19 protein-coding genes are annotated in these 22,515 nt (G+C 65.9%); 13 read left to right on the forward strand and 6 right to left on the reverse strand.

Features of this window, described 5'->3' with window-relative positions:
• Positions 1 to 20: 20 nt before the first annotated feature.
• A complete protein-coding gene (locus ACOGI7_RS04790) occupies positions 21 to 1,262 on the forward strand; it encodes an alkyl sulfatase dimerization domain-containing protein (protein ID WP_419850776.1) in 1,242 nt (413 codons plus the stop codon).
• Entirely contained in the window at positions 1,259 to 2,416 is a 1,158-nt protein-coding gene (locus ACOGI7_RS04795; RefSeq protein WP_419850777.1) for a nitroreductase family protein, read from the forward strand. Before ACOGI7_RS04790 ends, ACOGI7_RS04795 begins: the two co-directional genes overlap by 4 nt.
• An 11-nt stretch (positions 2,417 to 2,427) precedes the next feature.
• Here ACOGI7_RS04795 and ACOGI7_RS04800 read toward each other — a convergent pair whose 3' ends face one another.
• Positions 2,428 to 3,744: an MATE family efflux transporter gene (locus tag ACOGI7_RS04800; RefSeq protein ID WP_419850778.1), complete on the reverse strand. Its 1,317-nt coding sequence runs from the start codon at positions 3,742 to 3,744 to the stop codon at positions 2,428 to 2,430.
• Positions 3,745 to 3,786: 42 nt separating this feature from the next.
• Here ACOGI7_RS04800 and ilvD point away from each other — a divergent pair, with 42 nt between their 5' ends.
• A complete protein-coding gene (gene ilvD, locus ACOGI7_RS04805) occupies positions 3,787 to 5,463 on the forward strand; it encodes a dihydroxy-acid dehydratase (RefSeq protein ID WP_419850779.1) in 1,677 nt (558 codons plus the stop codon).
• Positions 5,464 to 5,472: 9 nt separating this feature from the next.
• On the opposite strand, the gene ACOGI7_RS04810 is transcribed toward ilvD, so the two are convergent.
• On the reverse strand, positions 5,473 to 6,024 hold the full coding sequence (locus tag ACOGI7_RS04810) for a nicotinate-nicotinamide nucleotide adenylyltransferase (RefSeq protein ID WP_419850780.1): 552 nt from the start codon (positions 6,022 to 6,024) through the stop codon (positions 5,473 to 5,475).
• Positions 6,025 to 6,201: 177 nt separating this feature from the next.
• Between ACOGI7_RS04810 and ilvB the strand changes: the two genes are divergently transcribed.
• Genes ilvB through ACOGI7_RS04835 form a run of 5 tightly spaced genes read left to right on the forward strand, consistent with a single transcriptional unit; the run spans position 6,202 to position 12,557 of the window.
• On the forward strand, positions 6,202 to 7,941 hold the full coding sequence (ilvB, locus tag ACOGI7_RS04815; protein ID WP_419850781.1) for a biosynthetic-type acetolactate synthase large subunit: 1,740 nt from the start codon (positions 6,202 to 6,204) through the stop codon (positions 7,939 to 7,941).
• Positions 7,938 to 8,462: an acetolactate synthase small subunit gene (ilvN, locus tag ACOGI7_RS04820; protein ID WP_419850782.1), complete on the forward strand. Its 525-nt coding sequence runs from the start codon at positions 7,938 to 7,940 to the stop codon at positions 8,460 to 8,462. The genes ilvB and ilvN overlap by 4 nt, the downstream gene beginning before the upstream one ends.
• Before the next feature lie 43 nt (positions 8,463 to 8,505).
• Positions 8,506 to 9,543, forward strand: a complete 1,038-nt coding sequence (gene ilvC, locus ACOGI7_RS04825) for a ketol-acid reductoisomerase (protein ID WP_419850783.1) — start codon at positions 8,506 to 8,508, stop codon at positions 9,541 to 9,543.
• A 52-nt stretch (positions 9,544 to 9,595) separates the two neighbouring features.
• The gene (locus ACOGI7_RS04830) at positions 9,596 to 10,942 is read left to right on the forward strand and encodes a bifunctional o-acetylhomoserine/o-acetylserine sulfhydrylase (RefSeq protein WP_419851463.1); all 1,347 of its coding nucleotides are present in this window, start codon (positions 9,596 to 9,598) and stop codon (positions 10,940 to 10,942) included.
• A gap of 43 nt (positions 10,943 to 10,985) precedes the next feature.
• On the forward strand, positions 10,986 to 12,557 hold the full coding sequence (locus ACOGI7_RS04835) for a hypothetical protein (protein ID WP_419850784.1): 1,572 nt from the start codon (positions 10,986 to 10,988) through the stop codon (positions 12,555 to 12,557).
• Between the two features lie 33 nt (positions 12,558 to 12,590).
• On the opposite strand, the gene ACOGI7_RS04840 is transcribed toward ACOGI7_RS04835, so the two are convergent.
• The gene (locus ACOGI7_RS04840) at positions 12,591 to 14,033 is read right to left on the reverse strand and encodes a hypothetical protein (RefSeq protein WP_419850785.1); all 1,443 of its coding nucleotides are present in this window, start codon (positions 14,031 to 14,033) and stop codon (positions 12,591 to 12,593) included.
• A gap of 41 nt (positions 14,034 to 14,074) precedes the next feature.
• Positions 14,075 to 16,426, reverse strand: coding sequence for a CaiB/BaiF CoA transferase family protein (locus tag ACOGI7_RS04845; protein WP_419850786.1), 2,352 nt, complete (start codon positions 16,424 to 16,426; stop codon positions 14,075 to 14,077).
• Between the two features lie 143 nt (positions 16,427 to 16,569).
• On the opposite strand from ACOGI7_RS04845, the gene ACOGI7_RS04850 reads away from it, so the two are divergent.
• The 5 genes from ACOGI7_RS04850 to ACOGI7_RS04870 all read left to right on the forward strand — a co-directional run bounded on the left by ACOGI7_RS04850 (position 16,570) and on the right by ACOGI7_RS04870 (position 21,045).
• Complete coding sequence (locus ACOGI7_RS04850; RefSeq protein WP_419850787.1) at positions 16,570 to 17,523, forward strand: ATP-binding cassette domain-containing protein; 954 nt, start codon at positions 16,570 to 16,572, stop codon at positions 17,521 to 17,523.
• 2 nt (positions 17,524 to 17,525) lie between these two features.
• Positions 17,526 to 18,275, forward strand: coding sequence for an ABC transporter permease (locus tag ACOGI7_RS04855; RefSeq protein ID WP_419851464.1), 750 nt, complete (start codon positions 17,526 to 17,528; stop codon positions 18,273 to 18,275).
• Positions 18,272 to 19,045: an ABC transporter permease gene (locus ACOGI7_RS04860; RefSeq protein WP_419850788.1), complete on the forward strand. Its 774-nt coding sequence runs from the start codon at positions 18,272 to 18,274 to the stop codon at positions 19,043 to 19,045. The genes ACOGI7_RS04855 and ACOGI7_RS04860 overlap by 4 nt, the downstream gene beginning before the upstream one ends.
• Positions 19,046 to 19,150: 105 nt before the next feature.
• The gene (locus tag ACOGI7_RS04865; protein ID WP_419850789.1) at positions 19,151 to 20,080 is read left to right on the forward strand and encodes an alpha/beta hydrolase; all 930 of its coding nucleotides are present in this window, start codon (positions 19,151 to 19,153) and stop codon (positions 20,078 to 20,080) included.
• A 41-nt stretch (positions 20,081 to 20,121) separates the two neighbouring features.
• Positions 20,122 to 21,045, forward strand: coding sequence for an alpha/beta hydrolase (locus ACOGI7_RS04870; RefSeq protein ID WP_419850790.1), 924 nt, complete (start codon positions 20,122 to 20,124; stop codon positions 21,043 to 21,045).
• Positions 21,046 to 21,070: 25 nt separating this feature from the next.
• Here ACOGI7_RS04870 and ACOGI7_RS04875 read toward each other — a convergent pair whose 3' ends face one another.
• Both ACOGI7_RS04875 and ACOGI7_RS04880 read right to left on the reverse strand, forming a co-directional pair.
• Complete coding sequence (locus ACOGI7_RS04875; protein WP_419850791.1) at positions 21,071 to 21,538, reverse strand: PPOX class F420-dependent oxidoreductase; 468 nt, start codon at positions 21,536 to 21,538, stop codon at positions 21,071 to 21,073.
• Positions 21,539 to 21,575: 37 nt separating this feature from the next.
• The gene (locus ACOGI7_RS04880; protein WP_419850792.1) at positions 21,576 to 22,448 is read right to left on the reverse strand and encodes a crotonase/enoyl-CoA hydratase family protein; all 873 of its coding nucleotides are present in this window, start codon (positions 22,446 to 22,448) and stop codon (positions 21,576 to 21,578) included.
• Positions 22,449 to 22,515: the final 67 nt, after the last annotated feature.

Consider the following 22,515-nt stretch of genomic DNA (forward strand, 5'->3'; position numbering starts at 1 on the left):
TGGATAGGGTGCAGGGCGGTATGACGCTGCTGGAACGGTCGGCCCGAATCATCGACGAGGGCGTCGATGAAGGGCAGCAGGCGATCCACCCCATGGACGGATCGTTCCACGAGATTGCCGACGACGTATCCATAGTGTGCGCGTTCTCGCATGTGTGGTCGGTGGCCACCGAAGAGGGGTTGGTGGCCATCGACACCTCGCTCCCGGCGTTCGCTCCCATCGCGCTGGACCACCTACGGCGGTGGAAGGGCCTGCCGGTCCACACCATCGTCTACACCCATGGCCACATGGATCACGTGGGCGGGGCCCCCGCCTTCGTCGAGGACGCTTTGCAGCAGGGGAGGGCCGCTCCCCAGGTTGTGGCCCACGAGGCTGTGGATCGCCGGTTCGACCGCTACACCCTCACCCAGGACTACAACCGGCTTATCAACCGCCGCCAGTTCGGGCGAAGCGGCGTGATGGACATGTTCGCCGACGACTGGGTGCGCCCCGACACCGCCTATGCCGCCGAACTGGAGTTGGAGGTGGGCGGTACGTCGCTGCGGCTTTGGCATGCCCAAGGGGAGACCGACGACCACACCCTGGTGTGGCTTCCCCACCAGCGGGCGCTGTTCGCCGGCGACCTGTTCATCTGGTACTTCCCCAACGCGGGCAATCCCCAGAAGGTGCAGCGGTATCCCGCGGAGTGGGCCGCGGCCCTTCGCCGGATAATCAATCTGCGGCCCGCGTTGTTGCTGCCGGCCCACGGCCTGCCCATCGAGGGTGAGGAGCGCATCGCCATGGTGCTCGACGATGTGGCCACCGCGCTGGAGGGCTTGGTGGCCGACACTCTGGAGATGATGAACGCCGGGGCCCGCCTCGACGACATCATCCACCAGGTGCGGGTTCCCGACGACCTGATGGCCAAGCCCTACCTGCGGGCCGGCTACGACGAGCCCGAGTTCGTGGTGCGCAACATCTGGCGCCTCTACGGCGGCTGGTACGACGGCAACCCCGCCCGCCTCAAGCCCGCCCCGGATCAGGCGGTGGCTGCGGAAGTCGCCCGGCTAGCCGGAGGAGCTTCCGAACTGGCAAGCCGGGCCATCGAGCTCTCCGAAGCCGGCGACCTGCGTCTCGCCTGCCATCTCGCCGAATGGGCCGCCCAAGCCGCGCCCGATTCCCCTGCCGTGCTCGAACAGCGTGCCGCGGTGTACCAGAAGCGGAGAGATCAAGAGCAATCCCTGATGTCCCGCGGCATCTACAACGAGGCCAGCAAGACATGAGTATCGACACTGAAGCGGTGGATCTGGCGTTGACCACTACGAGGGCGGTGCGGAAGCGGCTGGATTTGGAGCGGCCGGTGGACGACCAGATCATCCTCGACTGCATCGACATCGCCGAGCAGGCACCCACCGGTGGCAACCAGACCAGCCGGCGGTGGATCGTGGTGCGCGATCCCGAGATCAAACAGGAGCTGGCCCGGCTGTACCGCGAGGTTGTGGGCGGCTTCATGCTGGAGGCTCGCGACCGCTTGGAGGGCACCGACCACCCCCGGGCTCGGACAGTGAGCTCGTCGGCCTACTTGGTGGAGCACTTGGCCGAAGTGCCCGTGATCGTCATACCCACCATCGTGGGCCGCCACGACGGCAGCGGGGCTCCAGGGTTGTTCGACTCGGTCATCCAGAGCGGGTGGAGCTTCTGCGTGGCCCTGAGGGCCCGGGGGTTGGGCACCGCCTGGACCACTGCCGTTTTGGCCAAGGCCCCCGAGCTGAAGGAGCTGCTGGGCATCCCCGAGGAGATCACCGAGATTGCCATGTTCCCGGTGGCGTGGACCAAGGGCACCGATTTCCGTCCCGCCCGCCGCGACCCGGCCCGAAACATCACTTTTTTCGACGGCTACGGCCGCACCTATGAGTCCGGTCCGGGAACTTCCGTGGCGATGGCTGATGGCCCCGGCACAGTGGTCGAAGTCGACATTGCCGCCGAGATTGACGAGGTGTGGGCCGCGGTCACTGACATCGACCTACCTGCCCAGTTCTCCGACGAGTTCACCGGGGCTACCTGGGACGACGGCTTCGACGGCCCCGCACTGGGGGCTGTGTTCACCGGCCGCAACCATCTCGAGGTAATGGGCGACTGGGAGGTTCCCTGCTTCGTGGACGTGTGCGAGGAGCCGGTGGCCTTCGGCTGGTGTACCTCCGACCCCGACAATCCCGGCGCAAGGTGGCGTTTCGAACTCCAATCCCTCATGGGCGGCGGCACCCGCCTCATCTACCGCCTCCTCCTCGGCCCCGGCCCCTCCGGCCTCAACATGTTCATCGAGCAGAACCCCGACAAAGAACCCCGCATCATTGCCAACCGCCTCAAAGTCCACCGAACCAACATGCAGGCAGTGGTGAACGGCATCAAGGCCCACGTGGAGTCGTCCTCCCGCTAGCTCGCAATAGCTCAGCGAACGGCGCCGGGGACTAGCCAGCGAGAGCCGGCGAAGCGCCAAAGCAGGGCGACCAAGCGGGCGGCCATGAGGGCCCAGATGGCGCCCCACAGCCAGCCGATGCCGGCGCCGGCGGCCATCACCCACAGGGCCAGGGGAATGAACACCGCGGCGGCGCCGGCCATGGCCACGGCCAGGAAGCGCATGTCACCGGCGCCGATCAGCACGCCGTCGAGGGCGAACACCACTCCGTTTACCGGCTGGATGAACGCTAGGTGCAGCATCAAGAATCCCACGAGGGAGAGCACTGCCTCATCGCTGGAGAACACCAAGGGGAGCCACGGTCTGGTCGCCAGCAGCACAATGGTGGCCGCCAATCCAGTCGCCAATCCCCACTCGATCATGCGGCGGCCAGCGGCCCGAGCGTGGTCCAGTTCGTTGGCACCGAGGAAGCGCCCGATCATGGCCTGCCCGGCGATGGCCACCGCGTCCAGAACCAGGGCCAAGAAGAACATGAGTTGGTAGATCACTTCGTGGGCGGCCAATTCGATGTCTCCCAAGCGGGCGGCTACCGCCACCGACATGGTGAACGAAGCCCGCAGTGCCGCGGTGCGCAAGAACAGGTCCAATCCCACTACCGCCAAACGCGCAATCATCGAGCGGTCGGGGGCCATGGTCACCCCGTGGACTTTCACGGCCTCCCGAATCCACCACACGTAGGCCCCCGCAGCGAGCCATTGGGCCACCACGGTTGACAGCGCCGAGGCCCCGATACCGAAACCGAGTCCGTAGATCAGCACCAGCTCCAGGGCAAGGTTCAGCCCGGCAGTGAACACGGCCACCTTCAGCGGTCGCAGTGTGTCTTGCAGGCCTCTCAAGTAGCCCACCCCGGCCAAGGTGATGAGCATGCCCGGCAGGCCGAAGAGGCTGATCCGCAAGTAGATCCGGCCCTGGGCCAGTACCTCGCCGTCGGCCCCGAGGACTCTGAGCAGGGGGTCGGCGAACACATAGGCCGCCGCGGCCAGCACCGCGCCGACGGCCCCGGCCAACCACAGCCCCTGCACCGCCTGCTGGGCGGCCCGGCGATGGTCACCCGCGCCGATGAGCCGCCCCACCGCCGCGGTGGTTCCGTAGGCCAGGAAGATGAACAGCGACAACGCCCCCAACAGCACCTGTGAGGCCACCGCCAGCCCACCCAGATGGGGGGTGCCCAGATGCCCCACCACCGCGGTGTCGGCCAAGGTGTAGAGAGGCTCGGCGATCAGCGCGCCCAGGGCGGGAACGGCCAGGCGGGCGATCTCCCGGTCGAAGGGCGACTTGTGCAATCCCATTAGCCCTCTAATTCGCGCCATGTTGCTAGATAGCCTGTCGCTATGAGCGATATGAAGCCACGTTCTCACGAGGTGACAACAGGGGCCGAGCGGGCGCCAGCCAGGGCCATGCTGCGGGCGGTGGGCATGACCGATGACGACTGGGACAAGCCCCAGGTGGGGGTGGCGTCGTCGTGGAACGAGGTGACGCCGTGCAATCTGCCGCTGGACCGGCTGGCCAAGCGGGCCAAGCAGGGCGTTCGCGACGCCGGCGGCTTCCCCATCGAGTTCAACACCATCGCGGTGTCCGACGGCATCTCCATGGGCCACGAGGGAATGCGGGCCTCGCTGGTGAGCCGGGAGATCATCGCCGACTCGGTAGAGGCGGTGATGCACGCCGAGCGGCTGGACGCTTTCGTCAGCTTCGCGGGCTGCGACAAGTCGCTCCCCGGCATGTTGATGGCCGCGGCCCGGCTCAACCTGCCGTCGGTGTTCGTCTATGGCGGATCCATCCTCCCCGGCCAGCACAACGGCCAAGTGCTCGACATCGTGAGCGTGTTTGAGGCAGTCGGGGCTCATGCGGTGGGCGACATCGACGACGAGGAGCTCGACGCCATCGAGCGCAACGCCTGTCCCACCGAGGGCTCGTGCGCGGGGATGTTCACCGCCAACACCATGGCCTCGATTGGGGAGGCGCTGGGGATGTCGCTGCCGGGAAGCGCCTCGGCCGCCGCGGTGGACCGCCGCCGCGACGACTACAGCTACGCCAGCGGGACCGCGGTGATCGGGCTTTTGCGGGACAACATCCGGCCCCGCACCATCATGTCCAAGGGCGCCTTTGAGAACGCCATCGCGGTGACCATGGCCCTGGGTGGGTCGACCAACGCAGTTCTGCACTTGCTGGCCATCGCCTGGGAGGCCGGGGTGGAGCTGGAGCTCGACGACTTCAACAAGGTGGCGGCCCGGGTTCCCCATCTCGCCGACACCAAGCCCCATGGGAAATACCACATGGCCGACATCGACCGCATCGGCGGGGTTCCGGTGGTGATGCAGATGCTGCTGGACGAGGGTCTGCTGCACGGTGACGAGATCACCGTCACCGGCAAGACCATGGCCGAGAACCTGGCCCTGCTCGACCCGCCCGGCCCCGATGGAGACGTGATCCACGGCTTGGACGATCCGCTCCACGACATCGGCGGCATCGCAGTGCTCACCGGTTCGCTAGCGCCCAACGGCGCGGTGTTGAAGGTGGCGGGCATCGACTTCGACCACTTCGAGGGCCGGGCCCGGGTTTTCGACGGCGAGGACGCGGCCATGGACGCGGTGCTCAACGGCCGCATCGAAGCCGGCGACATCGTGGTGATCCGCTATGAGGGGCCCAAGGGCGGCCCCGGCATGAGGGAGATGCTGGCCATCACCGGTGCGATGAAGGGCGCGGGCCGCGGAGGAGATGCCGCACTGGTTACCGACGGCCGGTTCTCGGGGGGCACCCACGGTTTCTGCGTGGGCCATGTGGCCCCCGAGGCCACCGAGGGCGGGCCGATTGCGCTCATTGCCGAGGGCGACACCATCCGCATTGACGTGCGGGACCACTCCATCGACCTATTGGTGGACGAGGCTACCCTGGCCGAACGCCGGGCCAACTGGAAGCCGCCTGAGCCTCGCTACACCAAGGGCGTGCTGGCCAAATACGCTCGCTTGGCCCAGGGAGCCGAAAAAGGCGCCATCACCGAGGCCTAGCCGAGCCCCCTAGGGATCGGGGTTCGACCACGTGCCGGTCGCGTCGTCGAAGGCACGGGCCGCGGCGGTCATCCACTCCAACCGGCCTTGGCGGGCGCCGGTGGACGACACCGCGATCATCTCAGAGCTGATGTCCAGCGCCGCGCCAGCCGGCACCGGGAACGGTGGCCGGGGAGCGATGGCCAGGTCCAGCTCGAGCAGGGCCTCTACCGCCCGGTCGCGGTCCTCGACCGAATCCCCGTAGAACGCCGGATCCAGCACTTGGGCCCACTTGTCGGCGCCCATCACCACCACGTCGTATCCCTGGGCGATGTCGACGAGGAGCTGATGGTCGGTCACCACCACCTCCAGACCGTCGATGTCGGCCACCGACGTCTCCAGCACGGCGATGCGATCATTGAAGGAGGGCTGCTCCACCGACTCCTTGCCCAGCGCCACCCGCGACACCGTCAAGTCCACCCGGTTAAGCCCCCGCTGGTCCCTGGCCGCCTCGGCGACGGCCAGATGGCCGATGGTGGGCGGGTTGAACGAGCCGGGGTACACCCCTAATCGTCTTGTCACAGGCAGGCCCTAGCGTTCATACTGGTGGCATCCTATGAAGCGCCATCCCCACACTGGAGCGATTCTCGTAGTACGCCTATAGCGCACGGTCCCGGCTGACCCGGAGACCGAGCGCTTCCGACCTCCCACACCGGGAGGTCTTTCCTTTTAGGACAAGCCCGAGAGGTTGATCCGAACATGAATATGAACGGCGGACAAGCCCTGATGAAGGCCCTTGAGAACGAGGGCGTGGACATCTTGTTCGGGCTGCCCGGCGGGGCCATCCTGCCGGTGTACGACCCGCTGATCGACTCGTCCATCCGCCACGTGCTGGTGCGCCACGAGCAGGGCGCCGGGCACATGGCCGAAGGGTACGCCCACGCCACCGGCCGTCCCGGCGTGGCCATGGTCACCTCGGGTCCGGCGGCCACCAACATCGTCACCCCGCTGTGCGATGCCTACATGGACTCCATCCCCATGGTGGTGGTCACCGGCCAGGTGCCCTACGCGGCCATCGGCACCGACGCCTTCCAGGAGTGCGACACCACCGGCATCACCATGTCGGTGACCAAGCACAACTACCTGGTGACCGAGGCGGCCGACATCCCCCAGGTGATCCACGACGCCTTCTACATCGCCACCACCGGCCGTCCCGGCCCGGTGCTGGTGGACATCCCCAAAGACATCGTCGACCCCAACAATCCCCGTTCGGCGATGGAGTGGTATACCCCCGACAGCCACGACCTGCCCGGCTACCTCCCCAACCAGGCGGGTGATGCCGAGCTGATCCGCCAAGCGGCCAAGCTCATCTGCGAGGCTGAGCGCCCGGTTCTCTACACCGGGGGCGGCATCTTGAAGTCCCGGGGAGCGGAAGCCCTCTTGGAGTTGGCTGAAATGACCGGCATCCCCGTGGTCACCACGCTGATGAACCGGGGAGGCTTCCCCGACGACCACCCGCTGTGTCTGGGCATGCCCGGCATGCACGGGAACTACACCGCGGTCACCGCCATGCAGGAGGCCGACCTGCTCATCGCGCTGGGCGCCCGCTTCGACGACCGGGTGACCGGGAAGGTGGGCGAGTTCGCCCCCCTGGCCAAGATCATCCACGTGGACATCGACAGCGCCGAACTGGGCAAGGTCCGCCGCCCGGACGTGGCCATCCAGGGCGACTGCCGGGTGGTCATTGAGGAGATGGTGAAGGCGCTGAAGGAGATGGGGGGCAGCGAGGCCCAGCCCGACCGGAACCAATGGCGCTCCCGGATCAGCGGATGGCAGGAGCGGTTCCCGCTTACCTATGAGCAGTCTAAGAACGACGAGCTGCTCAAGCCCCAGTACGTGCTGGAGCAGCTTCGGGACTCCACCCCCTCCGACACCATCGTGGCCTCGGGAGTGGGCCAGCATCAGATGTGGACCAGCCAGTACTGGAAGTTCAACCACCCCTACACGTGGGTGAACTCGGGCGGCCTGGGCACAATGGGGTTCGCCATCCCCGCCGCCATCGGGGCCAAGGCGGGACGGCCCGACCGCATGGTGTGGGCGGTGGACGGCGACGGATGCTTCCAAATGACCGCCCAAGAGCTGGTCACCGCGGCCACCGAGGGGTTCCCCATCAAGGTGGCCCTCATCAACAACGCGTATCTGGGCATGGTCCGCCAGTGGCAGGAGATGTTCTACGAGGAGCGCTATTCCGAGGTGTACCTGACCCGCGACGTGCCCGACTACAAGATGTGGGCTGAGGCGCTGGGCTGTGTCGGGCTTCGGGTGGAGTCGCCCGAAGAGGTTGGTCCGGCCATCGCCCAAGCCAATGAGATCAACGATCAGCCGGTGGTGGTGGAATTCCGCTGTGAGGCCGAGGAGAACGTCTTCCCCATGGTCCCGGCCGGCATGTCCAACAGCGATGTGGTGGTCGATCCCTCCCAGCGGGACCAGCCCCGATGAGCGCCGCCGACGGCGGGGGCACCACCACGCTGGTGGTGCGCGTGGAGAACAAGGCCGGCGTGCTGGCCCGGGTGGCCGGGCTGTTCGCCCGGCGGGGGTTCAACATCGAGTCGCTGGCCGTGGCACCCACCGACGACGAGCGTTTCAGCCGCCTCACCATCGTGGTGGGGGTGGACGCCGCGCCGATGGAGCAGGTGGTGAAGCAGCTCGACAAGCTGGTCAACGTGGTGGACATCCAGGAACTGAACCCATCGGCCAGCGTGGAGCGGGAGCTGATGATGGTCACCGTGAGGGCCGAGCCCGAGATCCGGGGCCAGATTCTGGATCTGGTGCGGATATTTCAGGCCACCGTGTTGAATGTGGGCTACGACGAAATCATGGTGTCGCTCACCGGATCGCCCAGTCGAGTGGATGACTTCGAAGGCCTTCTGCGACCCTATGGGATCGTGGACGTGCAGCGCACCGGCAAGGTGGCGCTGCCCAAGCTGGTCAAAGCCGCCCCCGACCCCCTGGCCCCCTGATCAGAACTAGATCGAAAGCCAATACCGACTGTAAGGACAACCAATGGCAACCGTGTTGTATGAGAAAGACGTCGACCGCTCCCACATCGCCGACCGCAAGGTGGCGATCCTGGGGTACGGGTCGCAAGGCCACGCCCATGCTCTGAACCTGAAGGAATCGGGGATCGACGTGCGGGTGGGACTGCGAGACGGGTCGTCGTCGGCGGCCAAGGCAGCCGAGGCCGGCTTGCGGGTGATGTCGATGGCAGAGGCGTCGGCCGAAGCCGACATCATCATGCTGCTGTTGCCCGACACCGAGCAGGCCGACATCTATCAGGCCCACATCGAGCCCCACCTCCAGGCGGGTGATGCCCTGTTCTTTGCCCACGGCTTCAACGTGCGGTTCGACCTGATCTCGGCCCCCGAGGGCGTGGATGTGGCCATGGTGGCCCCCAAGGGCCCCGGCCACCTGGTGCGGCGCACCTATGTGGAGGGCGGGGGAGTGCCCTGTCTGATTGCGGTGGGACAGGACGCCACCGGCAGCGCCCGAGAGCTGGCCTTGGCCTATGCCGACGCCATCGGGGGTGCCCGTGCCGGGGTGATCGAGACCACCTTCGCCGAGGAGTGCGAGACCGACCTGTTCGGCGAGCAGGTGGTGCTGTGCGGCGGGCTCACTTCGCTGGTGACCGCGGCGTTCGAGACCCTGTGCGAGGCCGGATACCAGCCCGAGGTGGCCTACTTCGAGTGCCTCCACGAGCTGAAGCTCATCGTCGACCTCATGTACGAGGAGGGAATCGGCGGGATGCGCTACTCCATCTCCGACACCGCCGAGTACGGCGACCTGAGCCGGGGAGACCGCATCATCAACGAGGACACCCGGGCCGAGATGAAGAGGATCCTGAGCGAGATCCAGAACGGATCGTTCGCCGATGAGTGGATGAGCGAGAGTCGCAGTGGCCGGCCCAACTTCCTGCGCCTGGAAGCCGAGGGCCAAGAGCACCCCATCGAACAGGTAGGGGCGGAGCTGCGGGCCATGATGCCGTGGATCTCCGAGGGCCGCCAGAGCGTCCAGGCAGTATCCGGGGGCCAAGGGAAGGATTAGTTCCCGGGCCCGCCTTCGATAGCTGCCAAACGGCAGCAATTCATTAGTATCTATCCGGCAACTCCGGAAGGAAGAGAGAAGAGCCGTGAGCGAAAACTGGGGTTTCGAGACCAAGCAGATCCACTCTGGGCAGGAGCCCGATCCAGCCACCGGATCGCGGGCTGTGCCCATCTACCAGACCACCTCCTATGTGTTCCGCGACACCGAGCACGCTGCCGCCCTGTTCGGGCTGGCCGAGGTGGGCAACATCTACACCCGGATCATGAATCCCACCCAGATGGTGCTGGAGGCCCGGCTCTCCGCGCTGGAGGGTGGCACCGAGACCGCCATCGGGATTCCCGGGGCGCTGGCCATGGCCTCGGGACAGGCCGCCGAGACGCTGGCCATCTTGAACCTGGCCGAGTCGGGCGACCACGTGGTGTCGTCCGCGTCGCTGTACGGCGGCACGTACAACCTTCTGCACTACACCCTGCCCAAGATGGGCATCGAGGTGTCGTTCATCGAAGACCCCGACGACCTGGGTGCCTGGAAGAACGCCATCCAGGAGAACACCAAGGTGCTCTACGCCGAGACCATCGGCAATCCCAAGAACGACTGCCTCGACATCGAGGGCGTCGCCGCGGTGGGCCATGCCGAGGGCATTCCGCTGATGGTGGACAACACGGTGCCGTCTCCCTACCTGATCCGCCCGCTGGAGCACGGCGCCGACATCGTGGTCCACTCCATGACCAAGTTCATCGGCGGCCACGGCAACTCCATCGGCGGGGTCATCATCGACGGTGGCACCTTCGACTACGGGGCTAGCGGTCGCTTCCCCAACTTCACCGAGCCCGACCCCAGCTACCACGGCCTGGCCTTCTGGCCCGCTTTGGGCAATGGCTCCTTCATCATCAAGGCCCGGGTTCAGTTGCTCCGGGACATCGGCGCGGCCATCTCCCCGCAGAACGCCTTCTACTTCCTCCAGGGGTTGGAGACGCTCAGCCTGCGCATGGAGCGGCACTGCTCCAACGCCCAGACCGTGTCGGAGTACCTCGAGGGCCACGACCAGGTGGAGTCGGTGCAGTTCGGCGGACTGTCGTCCAGCCCGTGGCACGAGCGGATGAACCACTACACCGACGGAAAGGGCTTCGGCTCAGTGCCCGCGTTCCACATCAAGGGCGGGCGCGACGCCGGGGAGAAGTTCGTGAACGCGCTCACCCTGCACAGCCATGTGGCCAACATCGGCGACGTGCGCAGCCTGGTAATCCACCCGGCCTCCACCACCCACTCTCAGCTAACCGAAGAGGAGCAGGTCAGCACCGGTGTGTACCCCGGGCTGGTCCGCCTGTCGGTCGGCTTGGAGTCGGTGGACGACATCATCGCCGATCTGGAGCAGGGATTCGCGGCTGCTCGGGCCTAACCCCGCAGCCCATATAGCAGCAGATTCGTGCGACGATAAGGGCGTGGGGCTCGCCCGCATCCTCAGGATTGCAATTGCGCCGTTCGTGCTGACGGTGGCCTTGGCCTTGGTGGTCGCGGGCTGCAAGACCCCCGATCTCCGGGGGCCGGTGGTGTCGTCGCCCGAATTGGCCACCCCCACCCCCACCCCTGAGCCCCTGGACACGGTGGTGCCCGGCCCGACGGTCGCGCCGGTACGGTCCGGGGTCAGCGACGAGGTGATTCGCATCGGGGTGATCGCCGACGGCAGCACCGGCAATGCGGTGACCGGCGGCAGCGAGGCGGCGTGGTTGGCCATGCGGGCCTGGGCCCAAGCAGTGAACAGCAGCGGCGGCCTTGGCGGCCGCGACGTTGAGGTCGTCTTGTTTGACACCAACGTGTTCGACCACCGGGCCGCCATGCGGAAGGCCTGTGAGAGCGACATCTTTGCCCTCGTGGGGTCTTATGCGCTGTTCGACGGCGACGGGGTGGACATTCTGAACGATGAGTCCTGCCGCCTGCCCGACTTCCCGGCTGCCGCACTGAGCCCGGACCGGCGGGCGTCGCCGGTGACGTTCGTCTCCAACCCAACCTCCAACACCGTCTGGCAGGCCGGTCCGGCCCAGTATTTGAGCGATCGCTTCCCGGACGCCGCGGGGGCAGTGGGCACGGTGGTGCTCGACCTGCCGGTGTCGTTCTACCGGGCCCAGCGGGATATCGAGGCGGCTACCGCAGGAGGGTTCAACTTCGCATTTGAGGCCACCGCCGACGTGATCGACGAGGACTACGATGCTCTGGCCTCGGCCATGCTGGAAGCCAATGTTCTGGGGATTATCTGGTCGGCAGACAGCAATCGGTTGACAGAGCTCCTCCAAGCTCGGGCAGACCTGTTTGAACAGCTGCCGACCTTCGAGTTCCCAGAGCCAGGAGATGGTCCTCTCGCGACGCCTGAGGGAGACACTTCTGAGACTGACGCGGAGGACGCTGCCGATGCTGGCGAGACCGAGCCCACCGCCGACGCCCTAGAGGGACCTTTGGACGAGGGGGCTGTTGAAGAACCTGCCGAAGGGCCGACCTTCGTTCTCTGCGGCGTCGACTGCTACTCCCAGAGCTGGGCGGCCGAAGTCGCTGAACTGGGATCGGACCTCTGGGTGAGCATCGGGATGCTTCCCTTCGAAGAGCCGGGCGACAACGTCGAATTGGTGAGATACGTGCTCTTCCTCAGAGAAGAAGTAGACGAAGAGGCCGAAGTGGACTTGATCGGCCTGTCCAGTTGGGCATCGGCGCTGCTGTTTGAGGAAGCGGTCAATCGGGCGATGTTCTCCAGCGGTGGGGGACTTAGTCGTGAGCTGGTGATCGAGTCGGCACGCACGATCACTGAATGGGATGGGCGAGGCCTGCACGGGCCGACCAACCCCGCGGAGGGAATCCCGTCGCCGTGCTTCTTGCTGATGAGCCCCACCCCCAGCGGTTGGATCCGTCGTCACCCCGCCACCCAGGGCACCATGGACTGCGACTCCGACAACCTGGTGGAGCTCGTCGAATCGGCCACCCTGGGCATCGACCCCAGTCGACCTGATTCGGCGGACTCGTCGTAGGGGCTGCGGACTCGTCTCTGGTTTTGACCGAGATCAGTTCCCGCTGACGAAGTTGCTGCTCTCGGAGTCCCAGAAGAGCCGAACGAGTGGCGCGTTGTCGGCGCTGTACTTGCCGTCGCCGAGCGAGGCGGAAGTGGTGCCGGTGAGGTCGAATGATCCCAGCCCACGGGCTGCCTCGAGGAACGAATCCTGCGTGAGCACCGGCCCCGCGGCAGAGGCGATTGCGACGAAGAGATCAACGCCGCGACACGCCCGGATTGTGGCGGGGAGATTGTTGGGTCTCGGGCTGGGAACATTGACGTTGACCACGTTTCCGCTGCGGGATTCGTAGTTCTCGACGCACTCTGCCACGCCAGCCTGGCCGGCGTTGTAAAGGTCTTGGAGTGTGGGGACGCCGTATGCGTATATGTTGACTTTGCCCGGGTCGTAGCCGAGGTCGACATAGCCGGCGCGGGCGATCGAGTCGGTGATGACCACCAGATCGCTACCAGCCCGCTCTACGGCTCCAGTCGCTATATAGCCGGCGGTGTTGAAGGCCAAGATGGCGTCGGCCCCGTCGGCTTCGGCGCGTTCGACCCAGACGCCGGCTTCCGCCTCCCCAGCCGGGAGATCACCGGGGGGAGCAGTTCCGTGCACCGCCCGGGTCACGATGCCGCCAGCGGCTTCAACCAATTCCTGCACCGGCCCAAGCAGGGTTTGGTCATCACCCGCCGCTTGAATTTGGATCTTCTTGCCGTCGATCAGCCCATCGGCAGCAGCGGCGTTGATGAGACCGGAGACCTTCTCTATGAGGCCCGCTTGCGCCGTGAAGAGCAGCCCGCCGCTCCGCTCAAGGACATCGGGCGCCATATCTGCTGTGTTCACTGCCAAGAACCCGTACAGTTCGGTGTAGCAGAGCACTCCATCCCAGAGGACGAAGCCCACAAACGCGAAGACTTCCTCATCTTCGGTGAACTGCACGCATACCGCCTCAATGGCGGCGTCGTCGACCGGCGAATAGCTGGCGAACACCGGAGCCAGAAGTCGCCCATTGACGCCTCCGGCATCATTGGCCCTGTCGATCGCAGCCTTCCACTGGGCTTCGATATCGCCGCTGTCGATGCCGAATTCGGTGGCATCGACGAACCCGACGCCGATCTTGATCTCGGTCTCGGTGACCCCGCGGAACGACGCGGTGAGCACGACCGGTTCTGGTTCGGGCTCCTCGGGGGCCGCCTCTTCAGGTGCAGCCTCTTCGGGCTGAGCCTCTTCCGGTTCTGCGGGTTCGGGCTCGCCCTCTTCGGGTTCTGCGGTCTGAGGATCGGCCTCGGTTTCGGCTTCAGCCGGTTCAGCGTCTTGGGCCGCGGGCGCCTCGGGCTCAGCTACTTCGGTACTCACCGATGGGGCATCGCCCCCCGACTCGGCATCGTCATCGCCCCCGCAAGCTGTTGCCAGCAGCGCCAAGGCGAGAACCAGAGCCAGAATCCATCGCCGCATCTTCGTTTCCTTCCGAGATTTTCTGGGCAAAGGGTAGTCAGCTAGAGCCCGGCAGGGCGGGTGCCGATGACGCCCTTGGCCTCCAATTCGGCCAACTCGTCATCGGTCAGGCCCAATTCGCTGCCCAGCACCTCGTGATTGTGCTGTCCGAGGGTGGGGGCCGGGGTCTTGGTCCAGGGGCCGGGTGACGATTCGAGCCGGAAGGGCAGGCTGGCCGCGGAAACCTCGCCGCACACCGGGTGGTTTACCGGCTCGATGAACGAGCGGGTTCGAAGCTGGGGATGCTTGCCGACCTCGGCGGGCAGCACCACCACGCTGGCCGGGACCCCGGCCGCGTTCAGCTGCGCCACCGCGTCGGCGTCGGTCTGGGGGGCCACCCAATCGGCTATTCCGGAGTCGATGGCGTCGGCAGCGGCCCGGCGTTTGTCGGCAGTGTCGTAGTCGGCCCAATCGGAGCGGTCGAGCAGGTCGCAGAGGGCCTTCCATTGCGGATCGTCGATTACCGCCACGGCGACCCAGCGCTCAAAGCCAGCCGCGGGGTACACCCCTTGGGGAGCGGCCCGTGGCCCCCGGTTGCCCTCTCGGGGGAGTTGGCGGCCGAGGGCCGAGTACTCCACCAACTGCTCGGCAGCAGCATTGAGGGCGGCGGCCACCATGGTCACCTCCACCAGCCGGCCCTTGCCGGTGCGGTCTCGCTCCTCGAGGGCGGTGAGGGTGGCGAATACCGCGTGCATGCCGGCCAGCGGGTCGCACGGCCCTCGGGGAATCTGGGGATCTTCGTCGGGATAGCCGGTGATGTTGGCCATCCCGGTGAGCTGTTCCATGGTCTGGGCGAACCCGGTGTTGTTGCGCCAGGCGCCGCTGAGCCCGAACGCTGGCATCCGGGTCATGATCAGCCTCGGGTTGAGCGCCGACAGCCGTTCCCAGGTGAGACCGAAGCCCTCCATCACCCTGGGTGTGAAGTTCTCGATCACCACGTCGGCGTCGGCGATGAGCCGCTCGGCCACGGCAACACCTTCCGGGGAGCGGAGGTCGAGGGTGACGTCCCGCTTGTTGGTGTTGGCCCCATGGAAGACCATGCCCCATTCCCACCACTGGTCTTCCGACGGCGGGCGGGCGGAGGCGAAGCGCATGCCGTCGGCCCGCTGGGTGGACTCGATTTTGACCACATCCGCGCCGAGCAGAGCCAGCGAGTGGCTGGCGATGGGCCCGGCCCACCAGGCGGTGAAGTCGATCACCCGCACGCCGGCCAGGGGGAGTGCGGCGGGGTCGCCTCGGTTGGGCTGGGGGGTGCGGGCCTCGATCTGTCCGGTGTGCTCACCTGCGGCGGGGACTGCCTCGAAGGGCCGGATTTCGGCGCCGTGCAGTTGGTAGGGGACGGTGGGCTGGGTGAAGCCGCCCGAGGGATTGGTGGTGAAGGCATCCCGCCCGGAGAACGCCTCCAAAGTGGGCACGGATGCCCCGGTGCCGATGGGGGCTACCGGAATGCGACGAGCTGAGGCTTCGGCAATCACCTCGGCGGTGGTCCGCTGGGTGGTCCAGGCGTGCATGGCCGCTCGGAACTCATCCCTTCGCTTCCAGCGGCCTCCGTAACCGCACATCTCCTCGTCCTCCAGCCAATCGGAGCGGCCGATCATCACCAAGAAGTCCAAGAATTGCTGGCGGGCCACTGTGCAGAAGCCCACATGGCCGTCGGCGGTGGGCTCGATGGAGGGCAGCTCAACATTGCGGCCGGGTCGCTGGGGGTCGGTGTCGCCGCTCAACTCGGCCGCTATCCATGCGTAGGTATTCATGGTCATGACCATGGTCTCGAACATGGACACATCTACGTGGTCGCCCTGGCCACTGCGACCGGCGGCTCGGGCCGCGGCCAGCGCTCCCACTCCGGCGTAGATCGCTGCGGTCCATTTGCCGATGGCCCCTCCGGCCTGAACCGGCGGTCTTTCTGGATTGCCCCGCTTGCCGATGCCGCCGCACTCGGCCTGCAAAGTGAACTCGGTGGCTGGCCTTTGGGCGTAGGGTCCCGTGCGTCCCCAGGGGGAGATCGTCACTACCACCAGCGCGGGGTTGGCCTCTCTTGCCGCGTCGATGATGGTCGGGGGCAGCCCCTGATCGGTGGTGTCGATAAGGATGTCGGCGCTGGCCAACAAGTCAGCGATTTCCGGGTCGCTTGGATCGCCAATCACCGAGCGCTTGGAGGTATTTAGAAACTGGAAGAGCGGCCCGTCCTTGTCGCCCAGTTCGGCACCCGACGCTGACCACCGGCGCAATGGTTCCCCGCCAACGGGCTCCACCTTGATTACGTCGGCTCCGGCGTCGGCCAACAGCTTTCCCGCATAGGGACCCGAGATGCCGCCCCCTACTTCGATGACCCGTAGGTGCTCGAGGATCATTGGAGGCGGAGGCCGTCGGCACAAGGCATCGCCCGGCAGGTTAGCGAAGGGCGGGTTTGCCTTGGCTATGCCTGGGGCCCAATACGTCTATTAAGGTTACCTAACAATCCCGGAGGGATTCCTCGTATAGCTGAGGTTGCTGGATGATGATCAAGATCGAAGAGATCACGCATCGCTTCGGCGACACGGTGGCCCTCGATGACGTGAGCTTTGAGGTGGCCGCCGGTGAAGTGCTCGGGCTCTTAGGGCCCAACGGCGCGGGCAAAACCACCATGATCAACGTGCTGTCGACCCTGCTGGTGCCCGACCACGGACGGGCTTCGGTGGCCGGTCACGATGTCGTTGCCCAAGCCCCAGCGGTTCGGGAGATGATCGCGCTCACCGGGCAGTTTGCCGCCCTCGACGACGTTCTGACCGGTCGAGAGAACCTGGTCTTGTTCGGCCGCCTGCGGTCGCTGTCCAAGCGCGACGCCACCCGTCAGGCCGACGAGCTGCTGGAACGGTTCTCTCTGGCCGATGCTGCCGACAAGCGGGTCGGCGCCTATTCCGGTGGCATGCGCCGCCGACTCGATATTGCGGCCAGCCTGGTGGTGGCTGCGCCGGTGCTGTTCCTCGACGAGCCCACCACGGGACTCGACCCCCGCAGCCGGGCCGAGTTGTGGCAGGTGGTGCGCGAACTGCGCGATGACGGGCTCACGATCATGCTCACCACGCAATACCTAGAGGAGGCCGACCAGCTTTCTGAGCGGATCGTGGTGCTGGACCACGGTCGGGTTGTGGCCGAGGGCACCCCCGATGAGCTGAAGCAGATGGCCGGCGGCCAGGCCTGTGTGATCATGCCAGTGGATCTCGGCCAGCTCGATGAGTGTGCATCGGCGTTGTCGTCGTTCGGCACCCCGGTGATCGACCGCGACATCGGCTCGGTGACCATTCCCGATGCCGGTCCCGGCGTGGTCAGCGGCATCATCGCCCGCCTCGAGGGCATCGATCTTTCTGATATCTCGTTGCGACGGCCAACTCTGGAGGAGGTGTTCCTCCAGGTCACCGACCAGCCGGGCGGTACTCACACGTCGACGGAGAGTGAGATCTCGACGTGAGAATGCTGGCGGCGGACACCTTGATTCTCGGGGCCCGCTCCGTGCTGCGCAGTCAGCGCAACCCGGCCACGATGATCAGCGCGTTCGTCCTCCCTCTGCTGTTCTTCACCCTGTTCTTCGTCGTCATGCGCAGGGTGATGGCCGCCCAGGGGTTCGACTACGTCCAGCTTCTTCCGCCGACCATCGTCGCCCAGGCGATGCTGTTTGCCGGCATGTCGTCGGCCTACTACGTGGCTGCCGACCGCCTGTCCGGGATAACCGCCCGCCTTCGCTCGATGCCGCTGCACCGAGCGGCGCCCATCCTCGGCCGGTCGGTCGGAGACCTCATTCGGAGCCTGATCTCGCTGGTGCCCATCACCGTCGTCGGGGTGATCGTCGGGATGCGCTTCGACAATGCTCTCGGTGTCGTCGGGTTCGCCCTCGTTGCTCTGGCCTTCGGCCTGGTGGCCTCCCTGGGCATGGGATTGATCGGGTATGTGGCGTCGTCGCCCGACGCGGCGGTGTCGATCGCCTCGATGCCCTATTTGCCGCTTCTTATGCTGTCGACGGGCTTCGTCCCGGTGGAGAACTTCCCCGGCTGGTTGCAGCCTTTTGTGGAGTGGCAGCCGGTGACCGCGGTGATCGACGCCCTGCGGGCCTTTACCGGCGAGGGCGATATCGGCTCGACTCTGCCGGTGGCCGCGGCGTGGATGGGCGGCCTCGCGCTGTTGTTTGCCGCGCTGGGTGCCCGGGCATTCAAGAGGACGTCATGAGCGCCGGGGTGCGAAGCCTGCTCTCCCACAGTCCTGTCTTTGCGGGGCGGTCGTTCAAGCGATTCATCCGCTCACCCGACAACGTGGTCAGCACCGTCGGCTTCCCGCTGCTGTTGCTGTTGACGATGTTGGCGGTGTTCTCCTCCGCAGTCGAGGGATTCGACGAGGGCCCGTATGCCCAGCGCTTGGTGCCCATGCTGGTGGTGTCAGGGCTGATGTTCGGATCGCTCAGCACCGCGGTCGGCTTCTTCACCGACCTGGGTCAGGGCTATATGCAGCGCATTCGCACCATGCCGGTGTCTCCGGCCGGGCCGCTGGTAGGAGCGGTGCTCGGGGAGATCGGCCGGGCCGCGGTGGCCTTGGCGGTGCTGGTGGCCGTGGGATACGGATTCGAGTTCCGATTCACCAACGGCATTGTGCCCGCAATCGGGTTCTGTCTGATGGCCATGCTGGCATCGGTGTCGATCGTATGGATCGGCCTGGCCATGGCAACCGTGGCCCGCTCCCAAGAGGCGCTGGGTCCGCCGCTGGGGTCGCTTTTCCTGGTGCTGCTGTTCTTCTCCCGGGGCATGGTTCCCATTGACGCCTATCCGGGATGGGCCCAGCCGGTCGTGAGGTTCAATCCCGCCACCGCCTATGTCACCGCCATGGACCATCTCGCCCGCGGCGGCGATCTCGTCAAACCGATCCTCGGATCGCTGGCCTGGTCGGCCGGGATCATCACAGTGTTCGGAACCATCGCCGTTCGAGCCATCAGACGGGCGAAGTAGCTCCGGTCACGCCAGCGTCTAAGTCCTCTGGGCAACTGATGGGCCGCTAGATTTGCGCCGTTGACGCCGGTTGGCCTGCCGACCCGGTTGAGAGAAGGAGTTGCTATGGCAACGGTGCCGCTGCACGAGGAGATCGAGCCGCTTAGGGACATGGTGCCCCTGGGAGTGATCAATGCGGAAGTCTTGCCCGATTTGCGGACCACACCGCTGGGGGAGCCTCCCGAGCTCAGCGACGCGGTTGAGCGCACCGACCATGTGGTAGACGAGGCCAACGGTGTGGTGGTGCGGGTACACCGAGCTGTGGGCCAGGAGGGTGCCGTGCCGTGTGTGTACTCGATCCACGGCGGAGGTTACATCCTGGGCAGCTATGAGATGGACGACGCCAAGTTCGACCGGTGGTGTCAGGAGTACGGCATCGTCGGAGTGTCAGTGGAGTACCGGCTGTCGCCGGAGACGCCCTATCCCGGTCCGCTAGAGGACTGCTACGCCGGTTTGAAGTGGACATACGACAACGCGGCGGAGTTGGGCATCGACCCTGACAAGATCGGCATCACCGGAGTCAGTGCTGGTGGCGGCTTGTGCGCCGCCCTGGCCCTCTTGGCCCGGGACCGGGGCGAGGTGCCGTTGCAGTTCCAGCTTCTCGACTGCCCCATGCTCGACGATCGCCAAATCACCCCGTCGAGCCAACTCGACGACCTGCTGATTTGGAGCCGAGAGTCAAACGCCTTCGGCTGGCAGAGCTATCTCGGCGACCTCTACGGCTCTGATGACGTGCCGTACACCGCAGCGGCGGCTAGGGCCGAGGATCTGTCCGGCCTACCCGACGCCTACGTCTGCATTGGCGGGGCCGACGGCTTCCGCGACGAGGACATCACCTACGCCATGCGCCTGTACGGCGCCGGCGTTCCCACCGAGCTCCACGTCTACCCCGGCGCCCCCCACGGCGTGGCCATGTTCGGCCACCTCGAGATTGCCCAGCGCTATTCCGCCGACCAGGAAGACTGGCTCCGCCGACAACTTGAGCGGCTCGGCTGAGGGTTTACCAGCCAAACAGCACCAGAGAAGCGGTTACTGCGATGGTCTTATTGGACGAGGAGATCGAACAGCTCAAGCACACGGTGCCGACCCGTGATCTCAGTGCTGCGCTGCTGCCCGAGGTTCGGGCCAGCTTGCCGGTCCAGTTTCCTGAGCTGAGCGACGCGGTGGAGCGGTCAGACCATGTGGTGGATGAGGCCAACGGCGTGGTGGTGCGGGTACACCGGCCAGTGGGACTGGAGGGTGCGGTGCCTTGCGTATACTCCATCCACGGTGGGGGCTACATCCGGGGCACCTACGACATGGACGACGCCAAGTTCGACCGGTGGTGTCCCAAGTACGGCATCGTCGGCGTGTCGGTGGAATACCGGTTGGCCCCTGAGACGCCCTACCCCGGTCCGCTGGAGGACTGCTACGCCGGTTTGAAGTGGACATATGACAACGCCGCGGAGATCGGCATCGACCGCAACAAGATCGGCATCACCGGGGTCAGCGCCGGGGGAGGACTATCCGCCGCTCTGGCGCTGCTGGCCCGGGACCGGGGCGAGGTCCCGTTGCAGTTCCAGCTCCTGGACTGTTCCATGATCGACGACCGCCAGATCACCCCATCCAGCCAGGATGAAGACCTGGTGATCTGGAACAAAGCGTCGAACGCCTTTGGCTGGCAGAGCTATCTCGGCGATCTCTACGGAACCGACAACGTCCCCTACACCGCGGCTGCCGCCCGAGCCGAAGACCTTTCCGGCCTCCCTGAGGCCTACGTCTGCGTAGGCGGCGCCGACGGCTTCCGCGACGAGAACATCATCTACGCCATGCGCCTCTACGGCGCCGGCGTCCCCACCGAACTCCACGTCTACCCCGGCGCCCCCCACGGAGTAGGCCTCTTCCCCCAAACCGCCATAGCCCACCGCTACGCCACCCACCGAGAACACTGGCTACGCCGCCAACTTGAGCGGCTTGGCTGAGGGCGACACCAGGCTTGAGGCCGTCTCAGTCGTCTTGGACCAGGCGGGCGGGGAAGCCGCCTTTGGAGATGGGGCCCCATTGGTCGATGGTGAGGCGGATTAGGCATTTTCCCTGGTGGGCCATGGCTTGGCGGTATTCGTCCCAGTCGGGGTGTTCGCCGGAGATGACTCGGAAGTACTCGACTAGGCCGTCGAGAGCCTCGGGCATGTCGAGGCACTCAGCCGTGCCGTCGAGCTGCATCCACTCGCCGCCGAACTCATCCGACATCACCACCACTGACGCGTTGGGGTTGCGCTTGATGTTCATCGACTTGGCCCGCTCGGGGTAGCTGGACACCACCACCCGGCCGCTGGTGTCGAGGCCCATGGTTACCAGCGAGCTCTGAGGTCGCCCGTCGCGGCGGGTGGTGAGGAGCACGCCCCGGTGGCGGGGGCGGACGAAGTCCTCCATCTCAGCCCGGTCGACGTAGCGGTCGGTAGCAATCGAAGCCATGGGTTGAACCTAGCTGCCTGCTGCCAATGGTCCTGAACTACAGCGTGCGCCGAATGGGAAGAAGATTCTGGAAGACCGGGTCGCGTCCCTCGGTTCTCGCCGCGAAGACCTCGGCCATATCGTCGGGGTGGAACATTCCGGATTGCCAGGTGGCGACGTAGTTGAGGCCGTCGGCAACGCTGTGGTCACGGGTGTAGTTGAGCATCTCCTTTGAGCCCCAAATGGCCAGCGGCGAGCGTTGGACAATTTCCTGGGCGATGGCGAGCACGCCTTCCAGCATGGCGTCGTGGTCGGGATAAACCTGGTTGACCAGCCCGGCTGCCTTTGCTTCATCGGCGGTGAGTCGGCGGCCGGTATAGGCCAACTCTCGGGCGAGCCCGTCGGGAATGATCCGGGGTAGACGTTGCAAGGTGCCCAAATCAGCAGTCAGGGCGATGTTGATCTCCTGGATACAGAAGAAGGCATCGGCGGTGCAGTACCGCATGTCGGCGGCGCAAACCATGTCCACCCCTCCTCCGACGCAGCCCCCCTGCACAGCGGCCAGTACGGGCATGCGGGCCTTCTCCAAACAACTGAACGACTCCTGAAGGGTTAGGGCGAGGTTGCGAGTCTCGGCCCGGACCCTCCCGAACTCCGGTGCCTCACTGGACTCTGATCCTCCCGAGAACAGCGAGTCCGGCTGGGTGAACACCGACAGGTCCATACCCGCAGTGAAATGGCGTCCGGTGGAGGAAATCACCAGCGCCCGGGCGTCACCGGAGTCCGACAGCTCGTTTACCGCGGCGGGCAGCTCGGACCAGAACTCCGGAATCATCGAGTTCTTGGCCTCGGGCCGGCTGAGCCGTAGATGGGCAACCCCGTCGTCAAGATCGATCTCGAAGCAGGTGTGTTGCTGTTGTGAGTTAGACATCCTGTCCTCCTTTCGTAGCCAATCCGCTCGACTTGGATCGGCGTTCGGGGGCGTTGCCGAGCAAACT

It is taken from the genome of Candidatus Poriferisocius sp. (assembly GCF_965204145.1).
GTDB lineage: Bacteria > Actinomycetota > Acidimicrobiia > Acidimicrobiales > Bin134 > Poriferisocius.